The 18,833-nt window shown below is 64.4% G+C and carries 14 protein-coding genes; 13 read left to right on the top strand and 1 reads right to left on the bottom strand.

Annotated features, from left to right (window positions below):
* Positions 1-264: 264 nt before the first annotated feature.
* From HNP00_RS04020 to HNP00_RS04065, 10 genes are all read left to right on the top strand, one after another.
* Positions 265-1,683: a dicarboxylate/amino acid:cation symporter gene (locus HNP00_RS04020; protein ID WP_184736182.1), complete on the top strand. Its 1,419-nt coding sequence runs from the start codon at positions 265-267 to the stop codon at positions 1,681-1,683.
* A gap of 96 nt (positions 1,684-1,779) precedes the next feature.
* Positions 1,780-2,271, top strand: coding sequence for a YbjQ family protein (locus HNP00_RS04025; protein WP_184736184.1), 492 nt, complete (start codon positions 1,780-1,782; stop codon positions 2,269-2,271).
* A 104-nt stretch (positions 2,272-2,375) separates the two neighbouring features.
* A complete protein-coding gene (locus HNP00_RS04030) occupies positions 2,376-3,080 on the top strand; it encodes a TetR/AcrR family transcriptional regulator (RefSeq protein WP_184736187.1) in 705 nt (234 codons plus the stop codon).
* A 24-nt stretch (positions 3,081-3,104) separates the two neighbouring features.
* Complete coding sequence (locus HNP00_RS04035; RefSeq protein WP_184736189.1) at positions 3,105-5,627, top strand: MMPL family transporter; 2,523 nt, start codon at positions 3,105-3,107, stop codon at positions 5,625-5,627.
* Positions 5,628-5,848: 221 nt separating this feature from the next.
* Positions 5,849-6,523: a nucleoside triphosphate pyrophosphatase gene (locus HNP00_RS04040; protein WP_184736191.1), complete on the top strand. Its 675-nt coding sequence runs from the start codon at positions 5,849-5,851 to the stop codon at positions 6,521-6,523.
* A 158-nt stretch (positions 6,524-6,681) separates the two neighbouring features.
* A complete protein-coding gene (locus HNP00_RS04045) occupies positions 6,682-8,076 on the top strand; it encodes a collagen-like protein (RefSeq protein WP_184736193.1) in 1,395 nt (464 codons plus the stop codon).
* Between the two features lie 2 nt (positions 8,077-8,078).
* Entirely contained in the window at positions 8,079-8,516 is a 438-nt protein-coding gene (locus HNP00_RS04050) for a hypothetical protein (protein WP_184736195.1), read from the top strand.
* Entirely contained in the window at positions 8,513-9,019 is a 507-nt protein-coding gene (locus HNP00_RS04055) for a phage tail protein (protein ID WP_184736197.1), read from the top strand. The genes HNP00_RS04050 and HNP00_RS04055 overlap by 4 nt, the downstream gene beginning before the upstream one ends.
* A gap of 17 nt (positions 9,020-9,036) precedes the next feature.
* Positions 9,037-9,522 carry a GNAT family N-acetyltransferase gene (locus tag HNP00_RS04060; RefSeq protein ID WP_184736199.1) on the top strand — a complete coding sequence of 162 codons (486 nt, stop codon included), beginning with the start codon at positions 9,037-9,039 and terminating at the stop codon, positions 9,520-9,522.
* Positions 9,523-9,659: 137 nt separating this feature from the next.
* Positions 9,660-11,468, top strand: a complete 1,809-nt coding sequence (locus HNP00_RS04065) for a biotin carboxylase N-terminal domain-containing protein (RefSeq protein WP_184736201.1) — start codon at positions 9,660-9,662, stop codon at positions 11,466-11,468.
* Positions 11,469-11,574: 106 nt separating this feature from the next.
* Here HNP00_RS04065 and HNP00_RS04070 read toward each other — a convergent pair whose 3' ends face one another.
* On the bottom strand, positions 11,575-12,984 hold the full coding sequence (locus HNP00_RS04070; RefSeq protein ID WP_184736203.1) for an MFS transporter: 1,410 nt from the start codon (positions 12,982-12,984) through the stop codon (positions 11,575-11,577).
* A 292-nt stretch (positions 12,985-13,276) separates the two neighbouring features.
* Here HNP00_RS04070 and HNP00_RS04075 point away from each other — a divergent pair, with 292 nt between their 5' ends.
* From HNP00_RS04075 to HNP00_RS04085, 3 genes are read left to right on the top strand one after another with little or no spacing between them, the layout of a single operon-like run.
* Complete coding sequence (locus HNP00_RS04075; protein ID WP_184736205.1) at positions 13,277-14,683, top strand: MFS transporter; 1,407 nt, start codon at positions 13,277-13,279, stop codon at positions 14,681-14,683.
* Position 14,684: 1 nt separating this feature from the next.
* Positions 14,685-16,928, top strand: coding sequence for a molybdopterin oxidoreductase family protein (locus tag HNP00_RS04080; protein WP_184736207.1), 2,244 nt, complete (start codon positions 14,685-14,687; stop codon positions 16,926-16,928).
* Positions 16,925-18,487, top strand: coding sequence for an FAD-dependent oxidoreductase (locus HNP00_RS04085; protein WP_184736209.1), 1,563 nt, complete (start codon positions 16,925-16,927; stop codon positions 18,485-18,487). Before HNP00_RS04080 ends, HNP00_RS04085 begins: the two co-directional genes overlap by 4 nt.
* Positions 18,488-18,833 lie beyond the last annotated feature (346 nt).

Here is an 18,833-nt window from a genome sequence, read left to right on the forward strand (position 1 = left end):
TCGTTTTGAACGCTCAAAACGACAACAAATGCGGGGGCCCACGCCGCCAGGGTTCCCTGGCCGAGCTTGCGAGGCGAGGGTGGCGGTGGGGACTAGATGGGTTGACCATACGAGATCTTTCCCACATTCTGTCTGGGAATAACTTCATAAATGGGTGAATCGGCGGCGAATTCGCAAGCTTCTTGGGTAGTTGCTCGAATTTGATAACGTAACATTTCTCAACGTCGGGTCGCGGTGGTATTTGTCGGGGCCTAGTTTGTTCCGGTGAGCAATTCATCCAACACTTTGACTTCCGCCGGCACGACTGCGTCCCGGCTTCCCAAGTGGGCAACGTCCTTCGGCGTCCAGATCATCGCGGCCCTGGTGATCGGCCTGGCGCTCGGCCTTTTAGCCAAGGCCACCGGCAGCACCAAGACGGCTCCCAACGGACTCGGCGCCACATTGCAAACCATCGGTTCCAGCTACGTCTCGCTGCTGCAGACCGCCGTCGTGCCCTTGATCTTCACCGCCGTGGTGAGTTCCATCGCGAACCTTCGCCAGGTGTCCAATGCGGCTAGGCTGGCGTGGAACACCCTGCTCTGGTTTGCCATCACCTCGCTCATCGCGGTGCTGATCGGCATCGGACTAGGCGTGCTCCTGCAGCCGGGCGCCGGTACGGGCATCACCAAGAAGGCCGAATATGCCGGGACCACCGGCGACTGGTGGGCCTTCCTCACCGGCCTGTTCCCGAAGAACTTCTTGGGCCTGGGCGCTAGCACCACCGTTACCAACGGTGGTGCTAGCACTTCGGTCAGCTTCAACGTCCTGCAGATCCTGGTGATCGCCATCGCCGTCGGAGTCGCAGCCCTCAAGGTCGGCAAGCAAGCCGAACCGTTCCTGAACCTCAATGCCTCCGCCCTGGCCGTCATCCAGAAGGTCCTCTGGTGGATCATCCGGATCGCCCCGCTGGGCACCATCGGCCTGATCGGTAACGCTGTGGCAGTCTACGGTTGGGACACCATTGGCTCGCTTGGCAAGTTCACAGTGGCGATCTACGTAGGCCTTGCCCTGGTGCTGTTCGTGGTCTACCCCATCCTGGTCAAGACCCATGGACTGTCCGTCAAGCAGTACTTCTCGGGCGTGTGGCCGGCCGTGCAGCTGGCATTCGTCTCGCGCTCCTCGATCGGCACGCTGCCGCTCACGCAGCGCGTCACGGAGCGTAACCTCGGCGTTCCCCAGGGCTACGCTTCATTCGCCGTCCCACTGGGAGCGACAACCAAGATGGACGGTTGCGCAGCCGTCTACCCGGCCGTTGCGGCGATCTTCGTGGCCCAGTTCTTCGGCGTCAACCTGGACATCAGCCAGTACCTGCTGATCGTGGTGGTTTCGGTTCTTGGTTCTGCGGCAACTGCGGGCACTACGGGCGCCGTGGTCATGCTCACCCTGACCCTGTCCACGCTGGGACTGCCGCTCGCCGGCGTCGGGCTTCTCCTGGCTATCGACCCCATCCTGGACATGGGCCGCACAGCTGTCAACGTGGCCGGACAGGCTCTGGTTCCCGCTATCGTCGCCAAACGCCAGGGCATCCTGGACGAATCGCTCTACAACGCGCCCCGCAAGGGAAAGGCATTCGCCACTGAGGACGACGCAGTCTCTTCGGAGCCGGCTGACAGGAGTCGCGAACTCGCGGACGCCAAGGCCTAGCGGAGGCCCACCATCGCAAGGACGAATCCCCGGGAATGGCCTGGGGATTCGTCCTTTTAACGGTGCGAACGGGTGAATTCTGGATAGGCTTTGTCCATGCTGATCGTCACCTCAAACAAGATTCCGGGCCACAGGATCGACGCGGTCTTTGGCGAAGTCATGGGCCTCACCGTCCGCTCCCGGGATATCGGCGCCCAAGTGATGGCCGGTTTCCGCTCCCTCGGCGGCGGCGAACTGCCCGAAATGACCAAGGCCCTCTATGAGAGCCGCCAGGAAGTCATGGCCCGCATGGTCAACGAGGCGCAGCAGCGTGGCGCCAACGCGATCGTGGCCATGCGCTTCGACACGTCCGAGATGGGCGGCAACTGGACCGAGGTGTGCGCCTATGGCACCGCGGTCTTCGCCATCCCCTTGGCCGAAGGCGAGCCCGGTGCCACAGGACAATCGATCTACTTGACCAGCGCCGCAGCCCAGCAATCCGCCCAGCAGCCCGCGACGCCGGGACAAACGCCGCCGCCGGCACCGCCAGCGCCCGGACAGTTCCAGCAGCCCGCTCCGCACTCTCCCCAGCAACCTTTCCAGCAGTAGGGCAGTCAGCAACGGCCGGCGACGCACAGGCGTCTCCGGCCGGTTGCTCTGGTGAGCGAAAATTTAACTTGCCCAGAGTGCAAAGTTGCACTTAGTGTAACTAAGTGAGCACTCTCGAAACCGCTGCGCTCCCCTCGCGCCGGGAACAGAACAAACTGGCCACCCGCCAAGCGATCGCTGACGCGGCCCTCGCTGTGTTGCGCAGCAAGGGAGTTGGAAATTTCACGGTGGAGGACATCGCGGAAGAGGCCGGCGTATCCCGGCGGACGTTCTTCAACTATTTCCCCAGCCTCGAAGCCGCCTTGGCCTCCGTGACCGAGGGCTTCCTGGACCATGCGCTGGAACAGTTCCGCCTGCGCCCGTCAGGTGAACCTATCCTCGAATCCGCCCGCGCTGCCCTGATGGCATTGGCTGACCCCATGACGGTCTCCCCCATGGCCGAGCTCTTCAGCCTGACCCAGGACAACCGGGCCTTGGCACGCTCCGAACTCGAAGCTTGGGACCACTGCACCACGCAGATCATCGACGCCGCCCGGCACCGCTTGGGACCGGACACCAACGAGCTCTATTTGCGGGCCTTGGCCGGATCCATCATTTCCTGCGGCAAGGCAGCAATGAGCGTGTGGTTCGAACAACACGGCCCGGATCTTTCCCCTGAATCCTTGGCAAACCTGCGTCAGCACTTGATCGACGCAATAGGCCTGCTCGGTTCAGGCTTCACGGCTGCAACGGCTTCCCATGCCACGGCCCGCCACGGCGCAGCCCGCCACGGCGCAGAGCCCTCGGCTGACACGCAACACCAGGCATAACCACACCGACAGATCGGTTCCGATATGGCACTCCTGCTCTACCGCCTTGGCAAGTTCTCCTACCGTCACCGTAGGCTGGTGATCTCGCTGTGGCTGGCCGTGCTCGTGGCCGTCGGCGGCTCCGCAGCCGCCTTCCACGGCACCATGTCCAACAACTTCCAGATCCCCGGCACCGAAACCCAGCAGATGCTGGACAAACTCAAGAAGGAACTTCCTGCCTCCGCAGGCGGATCCGCCGGGATCGTCTTCGAAGCCGGCGATGCCGGATTCAACCAGGCCGGCAAGGACGCCATTGCGTCGGCCCTCGCCCGGCTGGAAAAACTGCCGGACGTGCAGTCCACGGTCAATCCCTTTACGACTCAAGCATCCCTGGACAAAGCGCCGTCAGATCTCGCTGCCGGGGAACAGAAAGCTGCCGCCGGGCAGGCTGAGTTGGACAAGGCCCGGACCACCCTGGATGCTGGCGATGCCCAGCTTAAGGCCGCCGAGCAGCAAATGACCGCGGCCGGGATGCCAGCGGCGCAGATTGAGGCCCAACTTGCCCCTCAGAAGGCCGAACTGGTGGCCGGACGCCAAAAACTCGACGCGGGCCAAAAGCAAGCCGCCGACGGTGCCACTGCCCTTGCACTGGCCAAACGCCAGGTGACAGCTTCCCAGGGCATGCGCTTTGTCTCCGAAGACGGCAAAGCGGCAATCGCCCAGGTCCAGTTCAAGACCTCCATCAACGGCCTGACCCCCGCAGTCCGGCAGCAAGTCCAAGACATTGTCCACGGAGTCTCCTCAGCAGGTGTCACCGCACTGGCCAGCAAGGAAATCACGGAAGACGTCTCCCAGTTGTTTGGTGTCTCCGAAATCATCGGCATCGCTGTGGCGGCCATCGCCCTCATCGTGATGCTGGGAACGCTCATCGCCGCAGGCCTACCCCTCCTGATGGCGATCATTGGCGTGGCCGTGGGTGTCGGCGGAACCTTTGCCCTCACCGGCGTCATCGACATGAGCTCCATCTCCCCGATGCTCGCACTCATGCTGGGCCTCGCTGTTGGAATCGACTACTCGCTCTTCATCGTCAACCGACACCGCGGGCAATTGCTTTCGGGCATGGACGCGGAGGAATCAGTGGCACTTGCCACCGGCACCTCGGGCAACGCCGTCCTTTTTGCCGGCCTCACGGTCGTCATCGCGCTTGCCGCATTGGTGGTTCCCGGGCTCCCGTTCCTCGCCGTCATGGGCCTGTCTGCCGCCGCAACGGTGGCGGTCGCCGTCGTCGTTTCTTTGACCCTGACCCCGGCGGTGCTGTCCCTTGTGGGCCGCAAGCTGATCTCGAAGCGAGCCTGGGCCAAGGCCGAACGCCACAACGCCGAGCCGGACCACGTCTCGGAAGACCGTGCCGAGGACCAGCGGCGGAGCAGCCGCGGCTGGGGTGGTCTCGTGACTCGCCATCCTGTGGTCTCGCTGCTTGCTGGCGTCGCGCTGCTCGGCGTGCTGGCCCTACCGGCCTCCCAGCTTCGGCTGGCCCTGCCCGACGGCGGTTCGGAACCGGTCGACTCGCAAGCGTTCAAGGCCTACGACCTCACCCGGACGAGCTTCGGCGAAGGAATGACCGGTCCCATCGTGGTCGTCGGCACCTTCCCGTCCGGGCTCAGCGACGACCAGGCCAAGGCCAAGCAGTTCGACGTCGCGGACAAACTGCGCGGCGTCGACAACGTCGTGGCGGCCGTACCGGTAGCCCTCAGCCAGGATCACCGCACGGCCGTTTTCCAGGTCATCCCCAAGGACGGGCCCGCCAGTGCGAGCACCGTCCAGGTGGTCTCGGAACTGCGCGCGAAGGGTTCCGAAATCCAGCAGGCCACAGGCGCCACCATTGGGCTGACGGGGCAGACAGCCGGCAATATCGACGTCTCCGCGAAGCTCGGTGCGGCCTTGCCACCCTACTTGGCGATCGTCGTCGGGCTCTCGCTTGTCCTGCTTCTCCTGGTGTTCCGCTCGATCGTCGTTCCGTTGCTCGCCACTGGCGGCTTCCTGCTCTCGCTCGCGGCAGCGTTCGGCGCTGTGGTGGCCGTATACCAGTGGGGATGGCTGGGCACAGTGTTCGACGTCGCCAACCCGGGAGCCGTGCTGAGCTTCCTGCCGATCATCCTGATTGGCGTGCTGTTCGGCCTGGCCATGGACTACCAGGTGTTCATCACCTCGGGCATGCGCGAATCGTTCATGCACGGCGAGAACGCGAAGCAAGCCGTCCGGAGCGGCTTCAGCCATGCCGCTGCCGTGGTCACGGCCGCCGCCATCATCATGGTCAGCGTGTTTGCCGGCTTCATCTTCAGCCACCTGACCATGGTGCGGCCTCTCGGTTTCGCCATGGCGTTCGGCGTGCTCGTGGATGCGTTTGTGGTGCGGATGACCATTGTTCCGGCCGTGATGTACCTGCTGGGCGAAAAGGCCTGGTGGCTGCCCGGCTGGCTGTCCCGAATCCTGCCGGACGTCGACGTCGAAGGCGCCAACCTGCAGCGCACGACGGCGGCAGGCGTCGCCAAGGAGCTGGTCCACTAAGCGGCTGCTTACGTTTGAGCGGGCGTCGGTTCTGGGTCCAGAACCGACGCCCGCTCACCTTTAACGTCCTTTCCCCTAACCCTCTCTCACTTCTAAATTCACCCGGGCCAAAATGTGAAGGAGAGTTTCGGGATGTGGCCCCAGATGTGAAGGAGCGTCGGGGATTTGGGCCTATTAGTGAGCGAGCGTCGGAGGGTGACGTCGCGTACTACGCTTGAGCCGTGACCCGATTGATCCTGGCTTCCCAGTCCCCCGCCCGCACCAAGCTCCTCACGGAGGCCGGCATCCACCACGAAGTACTCGTCTCGGATGTGGACGAGGATGCAGTGCAAGCCCGGTATGGCGTGACCGACGCGCATGACACCGCGCTCCTCCTGGCCCGGGCCAAGGCCGAGGCTGTCGCCTCCCTGCCCGATGCCGAGGGCGCCCTGGTGATCGGCTGCGATTCCGTGTTCGAATTCGACGGCGAATCGCACGGCAAGCCCTACACCGTGGACATCGCGAAGGAACGGATGCTGCGCATGAGCGGCTCCAAGGGCGTCCTCCACACCGGGCACTGGCTGGTGGACTGTCGCGATACCGCTGCCGACATGGACGACGACGGCGGGACGGCCGACGGAACCGGCGCAACCGTCGGTGCCGTGTCCAGCGCAGAGGTCCACTTCACGGAGATGAGCGAGGAGGACATCGACGCCTACATCGCGACAGGCGAGCCCCTGCACTGCGCCGGTTCATTCACGATCGACGGCTTGGGCGGGGCTTTCATTCGTAAGGTCGACGGCGATCCGCACGCCGTCGTCGGGCTCTCCATCTCGACCCTCCGCGATCTGCTGGGGCAGGCGAACGTTGGAATCACAGAGCTTTGGACTCAGGACGGCTCCACGGCGTCACAATAAAGCGCGGTAATACCGCTCCAATTGCCCTGAATGAGGGCAATTGGGCGTGATATTGTTCACATGGACTGGACTCCGAGGAATTGCAGCATGGCAGCCAGTCACCTGCCGGTATTGGGGGCAGAATTCCTCGTTACAACATGGTCTCAAGGGGGTCCAGGATGAGTCCTGCGATTTTGTCGTCCAATTCGGAGGGCCGGCGGTGGCCGCTTACCCGCAAGATTCAACTTTCAACTTTGGGATTGCTGCTTGCCTTCGCCGCGACCGGGTGCACCGCGTCCAGCGGAAGCACGGATTCCGGCACATTCAGCGCCTGCCTCGACACCCAACAGGGAACTATCAGCTCGGTTTCCCAAGGAAACGCAAAGAAAACCTGCGGTGACGGCGCCGTAGCAGTTTCGTGGGGCAAGGACGCCAATGTTTCAGTCGCAGGCGCCACTGGCGCGCCGGGCCCAACTGGAGCCACAGGACCGGCCGGGCCGACTGGCGCGCCTGGACCTGCGGGAACACAGGGTCCCGCGGGAGTACAGGGTCCTGCGGGAGTACAGGGTCCGCAGGGTGACACTGGTACGACGGGGGCCACCGGCGACATAGGTGCGGCTGGATCCCAAGGCGCCGCAGGTGCCACGGGCCCCCGGGGCGCTAAGGGTGACACTGGAGCCGCAGGCGCAATCGGCGCGCAGGGCCTCAAGGGCGACACCGGAGCAGCCGGCGCGGACGGTGCCACCGGCGCCCAAGGCACGACCGGCGCAACCGGCGCCCAAGGCGCAGCGGGCGCCACCGGCGCTCAAGGCGCCCAAGGCGCAACCGGGGCCACGGGCGCCACCGGCGCTCAAGGCGTTCAAGGCATCCAAGGCATCAAGGGAGACACCGGAGCTGCCGGGGCCAATGGGCTTCCGGGAACCGACGGCAACAGCGTTCTGAGCGGAGCCAGCGCGCCAACTGCAGGCATCGGCAAGGACGGCGACTTCTACCTCAATCTTTCCGACTACAAAATGTATGGACCTAAGTTCGCGGGCACTTGGCCGGGAATTGGGCAATCCCTCATTGGGCCGGCAGGGCCGATCGGGCCCCAAGGCCCCACCGGTGCGACAGGCGCAACCGGAGCGCAAGGAGCTGCCGGCACAAACGGCGCCACGGGGGCCACAGGTGCTCAGGGTGCCCAGGGCGTTGCCGGCCTTGATGGGCCACCCCCGGTCTTCACCGGATCAGTGCGATTCATCGATCCCTCCGATACAACCGGTTATGTGCCCCTCTCCGGCAGTTCGGGCATCGCGGCAGCCGAGTCCGACGCTGCGATCGTCATGCCGAGAGCTGGAACCATCAAGGGACTGACGGCGAACGTCAGCAGCGGCCCAGCCGTGAGCGTCACAGTGATGGTGAACGGATCAGCGTCTTCGTTGACTTGCTCCATCGCCACCGCCGCCACCACGTGCAGCGACGCCGTGGACACAGCCGCCGTAGCCGCCGGGCAGAGCGTCAGCATCAAGGTGACCCACGCCAACGGTGTGGCGGTGCGGAACCTCCGGTTCTCGCTCGGCTTTAACGCAGGCTGAAAATGGACACCTCACTCAAACTGAGCCGCCGGACTTTGTTGATCGGCGGGGCCGGGGCCGTGGTCCTGGCCGCCGCGGGTCCCCTTACGTCCCAGGCGTCTGAACCCGACGTGTTCACCCTTGCCAGTTGGACGCCGCTGGTTGGCCAACAGCTGGCGGCGGGCCCCGCCGTCGTCCGCTTGGAAACTGCGGAGGATCTTCGGCGGGCGCCGCGCCCCGGGGAGCACGCGGATCCAGCTGAACGCTTCCGGCTGGGCTTCAGCTTGGTCACCGGAGCGCTTCCCCCGGAAACCATCGCGATCGTCCACCCCAAGAGTGGATTGGTCAGTCTCTTCATTACTCACGGCGGCAGCAACGCCACCGCTGTCATCGACAGGAGGGGCGCTACGCTGTTGCCTCCAACTGCCTCAGCCCCCAGAAGCAAAGGACCGAACTCATGACTGAACCGTTTATCGGCGAGATCCGGCTTGTTGGATTCAACTTCGCCCCAAATGGCTGGGCGTTGTGCAACGGCCAACAGTTGTCGATCGCGCAGAACACGGCCCTGTTTTCCTTGCTAGGCACAATGTACGGCGGTGATGGGATGACAAACTTCGCCCTCCCCGACTTGCGGGGCCGTGCGGCGTTGCACAACGGCCAGGGGCCGGGCCTTTCCAGCTACTACCAAGGCCAAGTCGCCGGTTCGGAAACAACAACCCTGATCACCTCGAATCTTCCGCCGCACACCCACCCCGGAATGATTGCCTCAACTACCGAGACGACGGATCGGCCCTCGGCAGGGATGGCGCCCGCCCCCGGCGGTTCCTACGGACCACCGGACTCCGGAGTGGCGTTGGCTTCAACCCAGCCTGCCGGAGGCGGGCAAGCTTTCAGCAACCTTCAGCCATCCTTGGCCTTGAACTATGTGATTGCGTTGCAAGGGATCTTCCCATCGAGGAGCTAGGGGGCACGGCCACACCCGTGGAAAGGGCACTTCGGCTCCGCACCCCTGAAGACCGCGACTCCGGTTTCCTCCTGGATCTCTTCACGTCAGCGGCGCCGGGGCGGGAATTCCTCCCGACGTCCCTGCTGGAGATGCAGCAGCGAGCGCAACATCAGCAGTGGTCCGAGTTGTGGGGCGGCAGCGGGAACGTCATTGTGGAGTTCGACGGCGTCCCGGCTGGCAGGATCTGGACCGCATGGGGCACGCGTGACATTCGGTTGGTGGACATCGCCTTGTTACCGGCATTTCGCGGCGCTGGTCTGGGCGGGCGGCTCCTCGGCAGCATCTGCGAGGCTGCCGATATAGCGGGGTTGGACGTTCGGCTGGCCGTAGCGCGCGATAACACTGGAGCGCTGGCCTTATACCAGCGGAGTGGCTTCGTGGCTGAGGAGGCCGGTGCCGTTTTCCTGTCATTGCGCAGATGGCATGAATCGACCTCAGCGCAAGCGCACCGGACGAGCTGAGCCGCTCTGGCGTAACCATCAATCACGATTTGTAGCAACCCTACAAAGACGGGCCGTCTCACACACGGAATCCCCCATCAATATGGGCGGAACCCTCAAAATCACGCTAGGCTCCCTGAAGGACAGAAGGAGTCAACTTGTCAGCTAATCCGGCGCAGCCCATTTCCAGCCCTCTCACCAAGGTCTTGATTGCCAACCGAGGCGAAATCGCGGTCCGCATTATCCGCGCAGCCCGGGACGAAGGCATCGCCTCCGTGGCCGTCTACGCAGACCCCGATCGCGACGCCCTGCACGTCCGGCTGGCAGATGAGGCATACGCGCTGGGCGGCAACACGGCTGCTGAGTCGTACCTCGTCATGGACAAGTTGATCGATGTTGCCAAGCAGTCCGGTGCGGACGCCATCCACCCCGGCTATGGCTTCCTCGCCGAGAACGCCGATTTCGCCACCAAGGTCATCGACGCCGGCATCACGTGGATCGGCCCGTCTCCGGAGGCCATCTCTGCACTGGGCGACAAGGTGCAGGCACGCCACATCGCCGAAAAGGTTGGCGCTCCCCTGGTTCCTGGCACGGCCGACCCTGTGGAATCCGCTGACGAGATCCTGGCCTTTGCCAAGGAGTTCGGCCTCCCGATCGCCATCAAGGCTGCCTACGGAGGTGGCGGCCGCGGGATCAAGGTGGCCCGGACAGTCGAGGAAATTCCTGAACTTTTCGAGTCCGCTGTGCGCGAGGCCATTGCCGCGTTCGGTCGCGGCGAGTGCTTCATCGAGCGCTTCCTTGACTCCCCTCGCCACGTCGAGACCCAGTGCCTCGCGGACGCTTACGGAAACGTGGTTGTGGTCTCCACCCGCGACTGCTCCCTCCAACGCCGCAACCAGAAACTGGTTGAAGAAGCCCCGGCACCGTTCCTTAGCGCCGAGCAGAACGAACGCCTCTACGAGTCTTCCAAGGCCATCCTGAAAGAAGCCGGCTACCTGGGCGCAGGAACGTGCGAATTCCTCGTGGGCCAGGACGGCATCATCTCCTTCCTCGAGGTCAACACCCGCCTTCAGGTGGAGCACTGCGTTTCCGAAGAAGTGACGGGCATCGACTTGGTCCGCGAGCAGTTCCGCATCGCCCGAGGCGAGAAACTCGGCTACGGCGATCCTGAGATCCGCGGTCACTCCTTTGAATTCCGTATTACCGGCGAAGACCCGGGCCGCAACTTCATGCCTGCACCGGGAACGGTCAGCACGCTGAAGAACCCGACGGGTCCGGGCGTCCGCATCGATTCCGGCATTGAGCAGGGCGACGTCATCAGCGGGAACTTCGATTCCATGCTGTCAAAGCTGATTGTCACCGGCGCCAGCCGCGAACAGGCCCTCCAGCGTTCCCGCAGGGCCCTTGAGGAAATGGTGGTGGAGGGTATCCCCACCGTCATTCCCTTCGACCTTGCGGTGGTCACCGATCCTGCGTTCGCTCCGGCCGAAGGCCCGTTCAAGGTGCACACGCGCTGGATCGAGACCGAGTTCATCAACAACATCCCCGCGTGGACCCCCACCGGAGGAGGAACAGAAGCCAACGACGCCGGTGAGCGGCAACGCGTCGTCGTCGAGGTTGGCGGCAAGCGGCTGGAAGTTGTCCTTCCCGCGACCCTGGGCTCGGTTTCCTCGGCTGCGGGCCCGGGCGCCAAGGGCGCGAAGGTCAAGAAGCGTTCCCGCTCTGCGGGCGCCACAGCCGCCGTGGCGGGCGGCAACGCCCTCACCTCACCGATGCAGGGCACCATCGTGAAGGTAGCAGTAGCCGACGGCGATGTGGTTGCCGAGGGTGATCTGATCGTGGTTCTCGAGGCCATGAAGATGGAACAGCCCCTCACCGCCCACAGAGCCGGCACCATCCACGGATTGCTGGCCACGGCAGGCGAAACCGTCTCGGCCGGCGCTGTGATCGCGACGATCGAAGACTAAGACGATCGAAGACAAGCAGCGCAAATGGGTCCGGCCCCGCACCATTGGTGCGGGGCCGGAGCTGTTTAACGCGAGGCTATTTGGCCGAAGCTGTTTTGGGCCCGGATCAGGCCACGTTGTTCTCGTAGTCTGTGTCCTTGGTTTCCTTGGACAGGAACAAGGCCAAGAGCGTCAACACTGCCATGGCGCTGAGGTAGACACCCACCAGGACTGTGCTGCCCTTGGCCGATTCCCAGAGCCAGACCGCGATGAACGGAGCGACTGCTGCGCCGAGGATGCTGGACATGTTGTAGCTGACTGCGGACCCGGTGTAGCGGACATTGGTGGGGAACAGTTCCGGGAGCAGTGCGCCCATCGGTCCGAAGGTGAGGCCCATCAGTGTGAAGCCGATGATCAGCAACGCCATGGTCCCCACGAAGCCGCCGCTGAACAGGGGCACGAACAGCAAGCCGAACACCAGGATGCCGGCCGTCACGGCGAGCAGCATCTTGCGGCGGCCGTACTTTTCGGCCAGCGGACCGGCCACCAGGGTGAAAATGCCGAAGAAGACGACGCCGGCAATCAGCATCCAGAGGAAGTCGTTGCGGTTGAAGCCCAAGCCCGGAACGAACGCCGCGGCGGCCGCTTCGGTCATCGGTTTCCCGGCCTTGACCGCAGCGGCTTGCGCGCCGGCCAAGGTGGGCTTGGTGCCGTAGGTCAGCGTAAACGTGGTCATCAGGTAGAACAGCACGTAAGTGGCCAGCATGATGAAAGTACCGAGGATCAGCGGGCGCCAACTGGACTTGAACACGCGTCCGATGGGCAGTTTGGCCACTTCGTTGGACTCCAGCACCTTGGTGAATGCCGGAGTTTCAATGAGCTTGAGGCGTACGTAGAGGCCGAGGATCACCATGACGGCGCTGAGCAGGAACGGCACGCGCCAGCCCCAGGCGGCGAAGGCCTCCGGAGTCAGGGTGTAGCTGAAGACCAGGAAGATGATGTTGGCCAGGATGAAGCCGATCGGCGCACCCATTTGGGGGAAGGTTCCGTAGATGGCGCGCTTGTTGGCCGGCGCGTTCTCGGTCGCGAGCAGCGCTGCGCCGCTCCATTCACCGCCGAGGGCCAGGCCCTGGGCGAAACGCAGGACTACCAGCAAAATGGGGGCCAGGAAGGTCCAGCCCGGGACCTGCGCCGTGGGGAGGCAGCCGATCAGGAACGTCGCAATACCCATGGTCAGCAGGGACGCAACCAGGGTTCCCTTGCGACCGAACTTGTCACCGAAATGGCCGAAAACGACTGAGCCAAGCGGCCGGGCAATGAAGGCGACACCGAACACAGCGAAGGAGCTCAGCAGCTGGGTGGTCTCGTCCGCCGTCGGGAAGAACAGTTTGGGAAAGACGAGAACGGCTGCCGTGGCATAGACGTAGAAATCGTAGAACTCGATCGACGTTCCGATGAGGCTGGCGAAGATCACGCGACCCCGCGAGTTCACCGGCTTGGCTGACTCGCTTTCCTTGGATTCAGCGATGGAAGACATGTAGTGGTTGCTTTCGTTCACGCCGGCCTGGCGATCCTGAGCCTGCCGGCAAAGATTATTTGAGAGTTCAATAATAGTTCCCGGCATCCAACAAATGGACAATCAGTCCAAGATGCGGACGTCCCAAAAAGTCTCACTCTGTGGTCCACGACACAACAACCTCACCACCATCTCACGCAGTGGTGACCCCCTCCGATAGGCAAATGTCACAGCACGTTTACAAACCGCGACGGTCCGCGAAACGCGCCGTCCCTAACGTGGAAGTACAACGTCCCCACAAAGGAGGCACCCCGTGACAGTTGACCGAAGCACCGAAATCCTCACCAACGAGCAGGCGCCCACCGCCCTCGTCCCCGAGCTCGAACACCGCCCTGGCCGCTGGATTGCCAACTGGGATGCAGAGAACAAGGAGCAATGGAAGGCCGCCGGCCGTTCCATCGCCAAGCGCAACCTGTACTGGTCAATCTTTGCCGAGTTCCTCGGCTTCGTCGTCTGGCAGCTCTGGTCGATCGTCGTCGTCCAGCTCCCGGCAGCAGGCTTCAAGTTCGACACCAACCAGATCTTCTGGCTCATCTCGATCCCCAGCCTGGTCGGTGCCACACTGCGCATCCCCTATACCTTCATGGTCCCGAAGTTCGGCGGCCGCAACTGGACCATCGTCTCGGCCCTCCTGCTGCTGATCCCCACAGCCGGCCTTGCTCTTTGCGTCTCCAACCCCGCGACCCCTTTCGGCGTCATGCTGCTGGTAGCGGGACTTGCAGGCTTCGGCGGAGGAAACTTCGCCAGCTCGATGGCAAACATCACCTTCTTCTACCCTGCCCGCGAAAAGGGCTGGGCGCTTGGCCTGAACGCCGCCGGCGGAAACCTCGGCGCCGCCGTCGCGCAGCTCGTTGTCCCGATCGCCGTCACCCTCCTGGCCGCCGGCACCGTCAATCTGCCCATGGCAGGCCTCATCTGGATCCCGCTGATCCTGATCGCCGCATTCGGTGCGTGGAAGTACATGAACAACCTCACCAGCGCCAAGGGTGACGTGGCAGGCTCCATCGCAGCACTGAAGGAACCCCACCTGTGGATCATGGCCTTCCTCTACATCGGCACGTTCGGCTCCTTCATCGGCTTCTCGGGAGTTTTCCCCAAGCTCATCAAGGACTACTTCCCGGCTTTCTCCTCCATGCACCTCGGCGCAGTTGCCCTCTCGCTCGCCTTCCTCGGACCGCTGGTCGGCTCCCTGGCCCGCCCCTACGGTGGACGCATGGCTGACCGCATGGGCGGGGCCCGGATGACCGTCACATCCTTCGCAGCGATGGCGATCATCACCCTGACCATGATCTGGACCCTTCCGCTCAAGAACTTCTGGCTCTTCCTGGTCCTGTTCCTGATGCTCTTCACGGCAAGCGGCTTTGGAAACGGTGCTACGTACCGCATGATTCCGGTCATCTTCGCTACCTCCAGCCGAGCCGCCCGCTCCGGAGCCAGCGCCGCAAGCACGGCACGCTTGGCTTCATCCTCGCTCGGCCTGATCTCGGCGATCGGCGCCTACGGCGGATTCGTCATCCCCCAGGTGCTCAACGCATCCAGCGCTTCCGGCTCCTACACTCCCGCGTTCTATGGCTTCGTCGGCGCATACGTGCTGATGCTGGCAGTCTGCTGGGTCTGCTACCTCCGCAAGGCCAACCGCAAAGCGATGGGACACATCTAATATGCCCAATGGCGCCAACACCCACTGCCCGTATTGTGCGCTGCAGTGCGCCATGACCCTGACCCCGGCGGCGCCCTCGGCGCAGCCGGGGTCAGACCCCGCTCCCGAGGCAAAGGCCCTTCCCCTACTGGACGTGGCCGGCCGCGACTTCCCCACCAACCGGGGCGGGCTGTGCCGCAAGGGCTGGACATCGGCGTCGTTGTTGAACCACATCGGACGGGTGACGGAACCCATGCTCAAGGGGTCCGACGGCGTCCACCGGCCGGTCTCTTGGGACCAAGCGCTCATGCTGGTCACGGGAGCCGTCAAGCAGACCCGCGAGCAGTACGGAGCCGACGCCGTTGGCGTGTTCGGCGGCGGCGGACTGACCAATGAGAAGGCCTACCAGTTGGGCAAGTTCGCCCGCCTGGCGCTGGGTACTTCACGCATCGACTACAACGGACGTTTCTGCATGTCCTCCGCTGCGGCGGCGGGAAACCGCGCCTTCGGGGTGGACCGCGGCCTCCCGTTCCCCGTGGAGGACCTTGATTCGGCGAGCGTGATCTTCCTTCTCGGCTCCAACGTCGCCGAGACCATGCCGCCCTTCGTGCAGCACCTGCAGGGCGCACGCGATTCCGGCGGGTTGATCGTGGCCGATCCCCGCCGTTCCGCGACCGCCGCATTCACCGGCGACGGCGGCGGCCTCCACTTACAGCCGACCCCGGGAACGGACCTCGCCCTGCTGTTGGGTATCTCCCACGTGGTGGTCCACGAAGGCCTCGCCGACGCTGGATACCTTCAAAGCCGCACCACCGGCTACCCGGCGATCGTCCGCAGCCTCGCGGCCTTCTGGCCGGAGCGCGTGCAATCGATCACCGGCGTGCCCGCCACGCTCATCCGCGAGACCGCACGCCGCCTCGCCGACGGCGCCCGGCGCGGCGGCAGCTACATCCTGACCGGCCGCGGAGTCGAGCAGCACGTGGACGGAACGGACACCGCCACGGCCGCAATCAACCTCAGCCTCCTCCTGGGCCTGCCTGGATCCTCCCGCAGCGGCTACGGCACGCTGACCGGCCAAGGCAACGGCCAGGGTGGCCGCGAGCATGGCCAGAAAGCCGATCAGCTCCCCGGCTACCGCAAAATCACCGATCCCGCCGCCCGCGCCCACGTCGCCAAAGTATGGGGAGTGGACGAATCCCTCATCCCCGGCCCGGGCCTGCCGGCAGTGGAGCTGTTGAAGTCTTTGGGACAGCCCGACGGCGTCCGTTGCCTTTTCGTGCACGGAGCCAACGTGGCGGTGTCAGCACCGGACGCCAGCGCCGTGATCGAGGGCCTGCGCAGCCTCGACTTCCTGGTGGTTTGCGATTTCTTCATGTCCGAGACTGCGCTTGAGGCCGACCTCGTCCTCCCCGTCACCCAGTGGGCCGAGGAAGAGGGCACCCTGACCAACCTCGAGGGCCGCGTGCTCCGGCGTCGGAAGGCCCTCACCCCTCCCCCGGGCGTCCGCAGCGAATTGTGGCTCATGGCCCGGCTCGCCGAATCCCTCGAGGCGCCGTCCACGTTCAGCGATGATCCCGAGACTGTCTTTGAGGAACTACGGCTCGCCTCGGCTGGCGGCTTGGCCGACTACTCCGGCATCGACTACGCCATGCTGGATCGCGGAGAAGCCGCGTACTGGCCTTATCCCACCGGCAGCTCGGGAACGCCGCGACTCTTCCTCGACAGCTTCGCGCACGCCGATGGGCGCGCGGTGATGGTCCCGGTGGCACCGCAGAAGCGGTCCCAGCGCTCCGCCGTCGTCGGCTCTGATCACGATCCGCTGACGCTCGTCACCGGGCGGCTGCTGGAACACTACCAATCGGGCGCCCAAACCCGCCGGGTCGCCGAGCTCTCGGCCGCGCAGCCAGAGGCCCTCCTGCAGATCCACCCCGCGACGGCGGCCGTCAGGGACATCTCCGCTGGCGACTTTGTCCGGGTCTCCAACGAGCGCGGAGAAGTCCTATGCAGGGTGGAGATCTGCAACTCGATCCGGACGGACACCGTTTTCCTGCCCTTCCATTTCCCCGGTCTGGGCAGCGCCAACCGGCTCACCGAGGCGGTTACGGATCCCATTTCCGGCATGCCGGAGTTCAAGACGAGCAGGGTCTGGGTCCGGAAGGCGGCACTGCCAATAGTCGAACCGGAGTTGGCTGCCCAGTTGGCAGTGCTCTCCACAGCTGCGCCAGTGGCGGCCGGCTTGTCAATGCACGTCAAGGAGGCATCGTGAGCGAGCGAATTGTGGTTGTCGGATTCGGACCGGTCGCGGCCCGGCTGGTGGACGAGTTGCTGCCCGCCGTGCGCAGCGGGCTCGTCCAGCTGCTCGTCGTCGGGCAGGAAAGCGAAGCCGCGTACAACCGCGTCATGGTGGCGGAACTCGGCGTTGGCCGGACCACCGCGGAGGCCCTCGCGATGGCGGACGCCACCGATTTGGCGGCCGACGGCGTCGAGGTCCGCTTGGGTGTCACGGTCAAACGCATCGACCGTGCGCGCCAGCAGGTTGTCCTCTCGGATGGAACCACTCCCGGCTACGACCGCCTGGTGTTCGCCACCGGCTCAAGGCCAGTCATTCCGAACCTTACGGGTATCAACCCTGATCCTTCGCACCCGGTACTGCCTTTGGGCGTGACCGCGCTCCGCGACCTTCGTGACGCCGCACAGCTTCGCGAGGCCGTGGTTGCCGGCAAGCGCGTGATCGTCCTCGGCGGCGGTGTACTGGGCCTCGAAACCGCTTTGGCTGCGGCGGAAGAAGGCGCCGTGACCACGGTGGTGCACAACGGTTCTTTCCCGCTGGGCCGCAATATCGACCGCGGCGGTGGAGCCGTACTCGCGGCGAGTTTGCGCAACAGCGGGATAACCATGGTGGGCAACGCCCGTTCCACGGCCGTTGAACACAATGGCCCGGACGGGATGTTTTCCGCCCTGGTGCTCAACGACGGCTCGAGGATCGAGGGCGATCTTCTGGTCCTCTCCTGCGGCGTGCGTCCGAGGATCGAACTGGCTGAAGGCTGTGGGCTGCCTGCGGCCACCGGCATCCTGGTGGATCACCACCTGCGCACATACCACGAGCCGCACATGTTCGCGATCGGTGATTGCGCCGAAGTCCGCTGCGCCGATGCCGAGTGCGCAGAATGCCGCACCGCACCGGGTCCTTCAGGTCTGGTTGGTCCGGGCTGGCGGCAGGCCGAGTGGCTTGCCGAGTACCTGATCCTCCTTGCCGAGGGGGGCCAGGACGCAGCCGTCACCTTGGCGCCGCTCCCGCAGGAGAAGCCCGGAGTGGTGGTGTTGAAGGCCCGCGGCATCAACCTCGCCGTCGCTGGCGACAACGCTGCCGAACCGTGGGACGACGAGTTGCTGTGCGTCGGCGTTGCCGACGGCAGGCCGCGACGCCAAGTGGCCCAATGGGCCGATCCCGAACACGGCCGCTACGTCAAGATGACGACGCGGGGCGGGGCGCTCGAAGGACTCGTGACCGTCGGCATGCCGCGCACGGCCGCGGAACTCGTGATGCTCTTCGAACGCGGCTCCGAACTGCCCGCCGACCGTTCGCTTTTGCTTCGCCTGGACGGTCCGGACCAGCTGGATTCTTCTGCTTCGATTGATGATCCGCAGCGCACAGTTTGCCGCTGCGCGGGCGTCAGCGGTGCGAGCATCGAGGAAGCCGTGCTGGATGGATGCTCCTCGGTGCCGGAGGTTTCCAAGGCCACCCGCGCGGGGACGGGCTGCGGCGGATGCCATGGGGACATCAAGGGGATTATTGAACGGCATTTCCAGGGGGTTGCGGCGTAAGGGGCGCTGAACTCGGGAAACCCGCACATGGTTGAAACACAGTGCAACCTCTCGGCAGCTGTAACCGCACGTTAGGCAAGTTCGAGTCTCAGTCCCAGTCCGGCCATTGTCAGGCAGATTCGCGCTTGCGACACTGGCAGTAATACTGCCGGTGGAAAGCGGCACGCTTCGTTATCCGGCGCCCCTTGGAGTAAAAGTTCACCGACAGCCCGGTTATGAACGCGGGCCGTCTGATCGATTCGGGTGAACCGGCGATACAGGTAGCGGCGGATCTGGGAAAGTCCAGGGCAGCCCTGTACCGGCACCTGGAATCGCTATCGGGAAAGGCCTAGCGGCGGCACGGTCG

Source organism: Arthrobacter sp. AZCC_0090 (genome assembly GCF_014207375.1).
GTDB lineage: Bacteria > Actinomycetota > Actinomycetes > Actinomycetales > Micrococcaceae > Arthrobacter.

Bases quoted from the DNA above. Each gene is read 5' to 3' on its own strand.
- HNP00_RS04025 (WP_184736184.1), top strand. From the start codon at position 1,780: ATGCTGATCGTCACCTCAAACAAGATTCCGGGCCACAGGATCGACGCG.
- HNP00_RS04055 (WP_184736197.1), top strand. From the start codon at position 8,513: ATGACTGAACCGTTTATCGGCGAGATCCGGCTTGTTGGATTCAACTTC.
- HNP00_RS04045 (WP_184736193.1), top strand. From the start codon at position 6,682: ATGAGTCCTGCGATTTTGTCGTCCAATTCGGAGGGCCGGCGGTGGCCG.
- HNP00_RS04050 (WP_184736195.1), top strand. From the start codon at position 8,079: ATGGACACCTCACTCAAACTGAGCCGCCGGACTTTGTTGATCGGCGGG.
- HNP00_RS04070 (WP_184736203.1), bottom strand. From the start codon at position 12,984: ATGTCTTCCATCGCTGAATCCAAGGAAAGCGAGTCAGCCAAGCCGGTG.
- HNP00_RS04035 (WP_184736189.1), top strand. From the start codon at position 3,105: ATGGCACTCCTGCTCTACCGCCTTGGCAAGTTCTCCTACCGTCACCGT.
- HNP00_RS04080 (WP_184736207.1), top strand. From the start codon at position 14,685: ATGCCCAATGGCGCCAACACCCACTGCCCGTATTGTGCGCTGCAGTGC.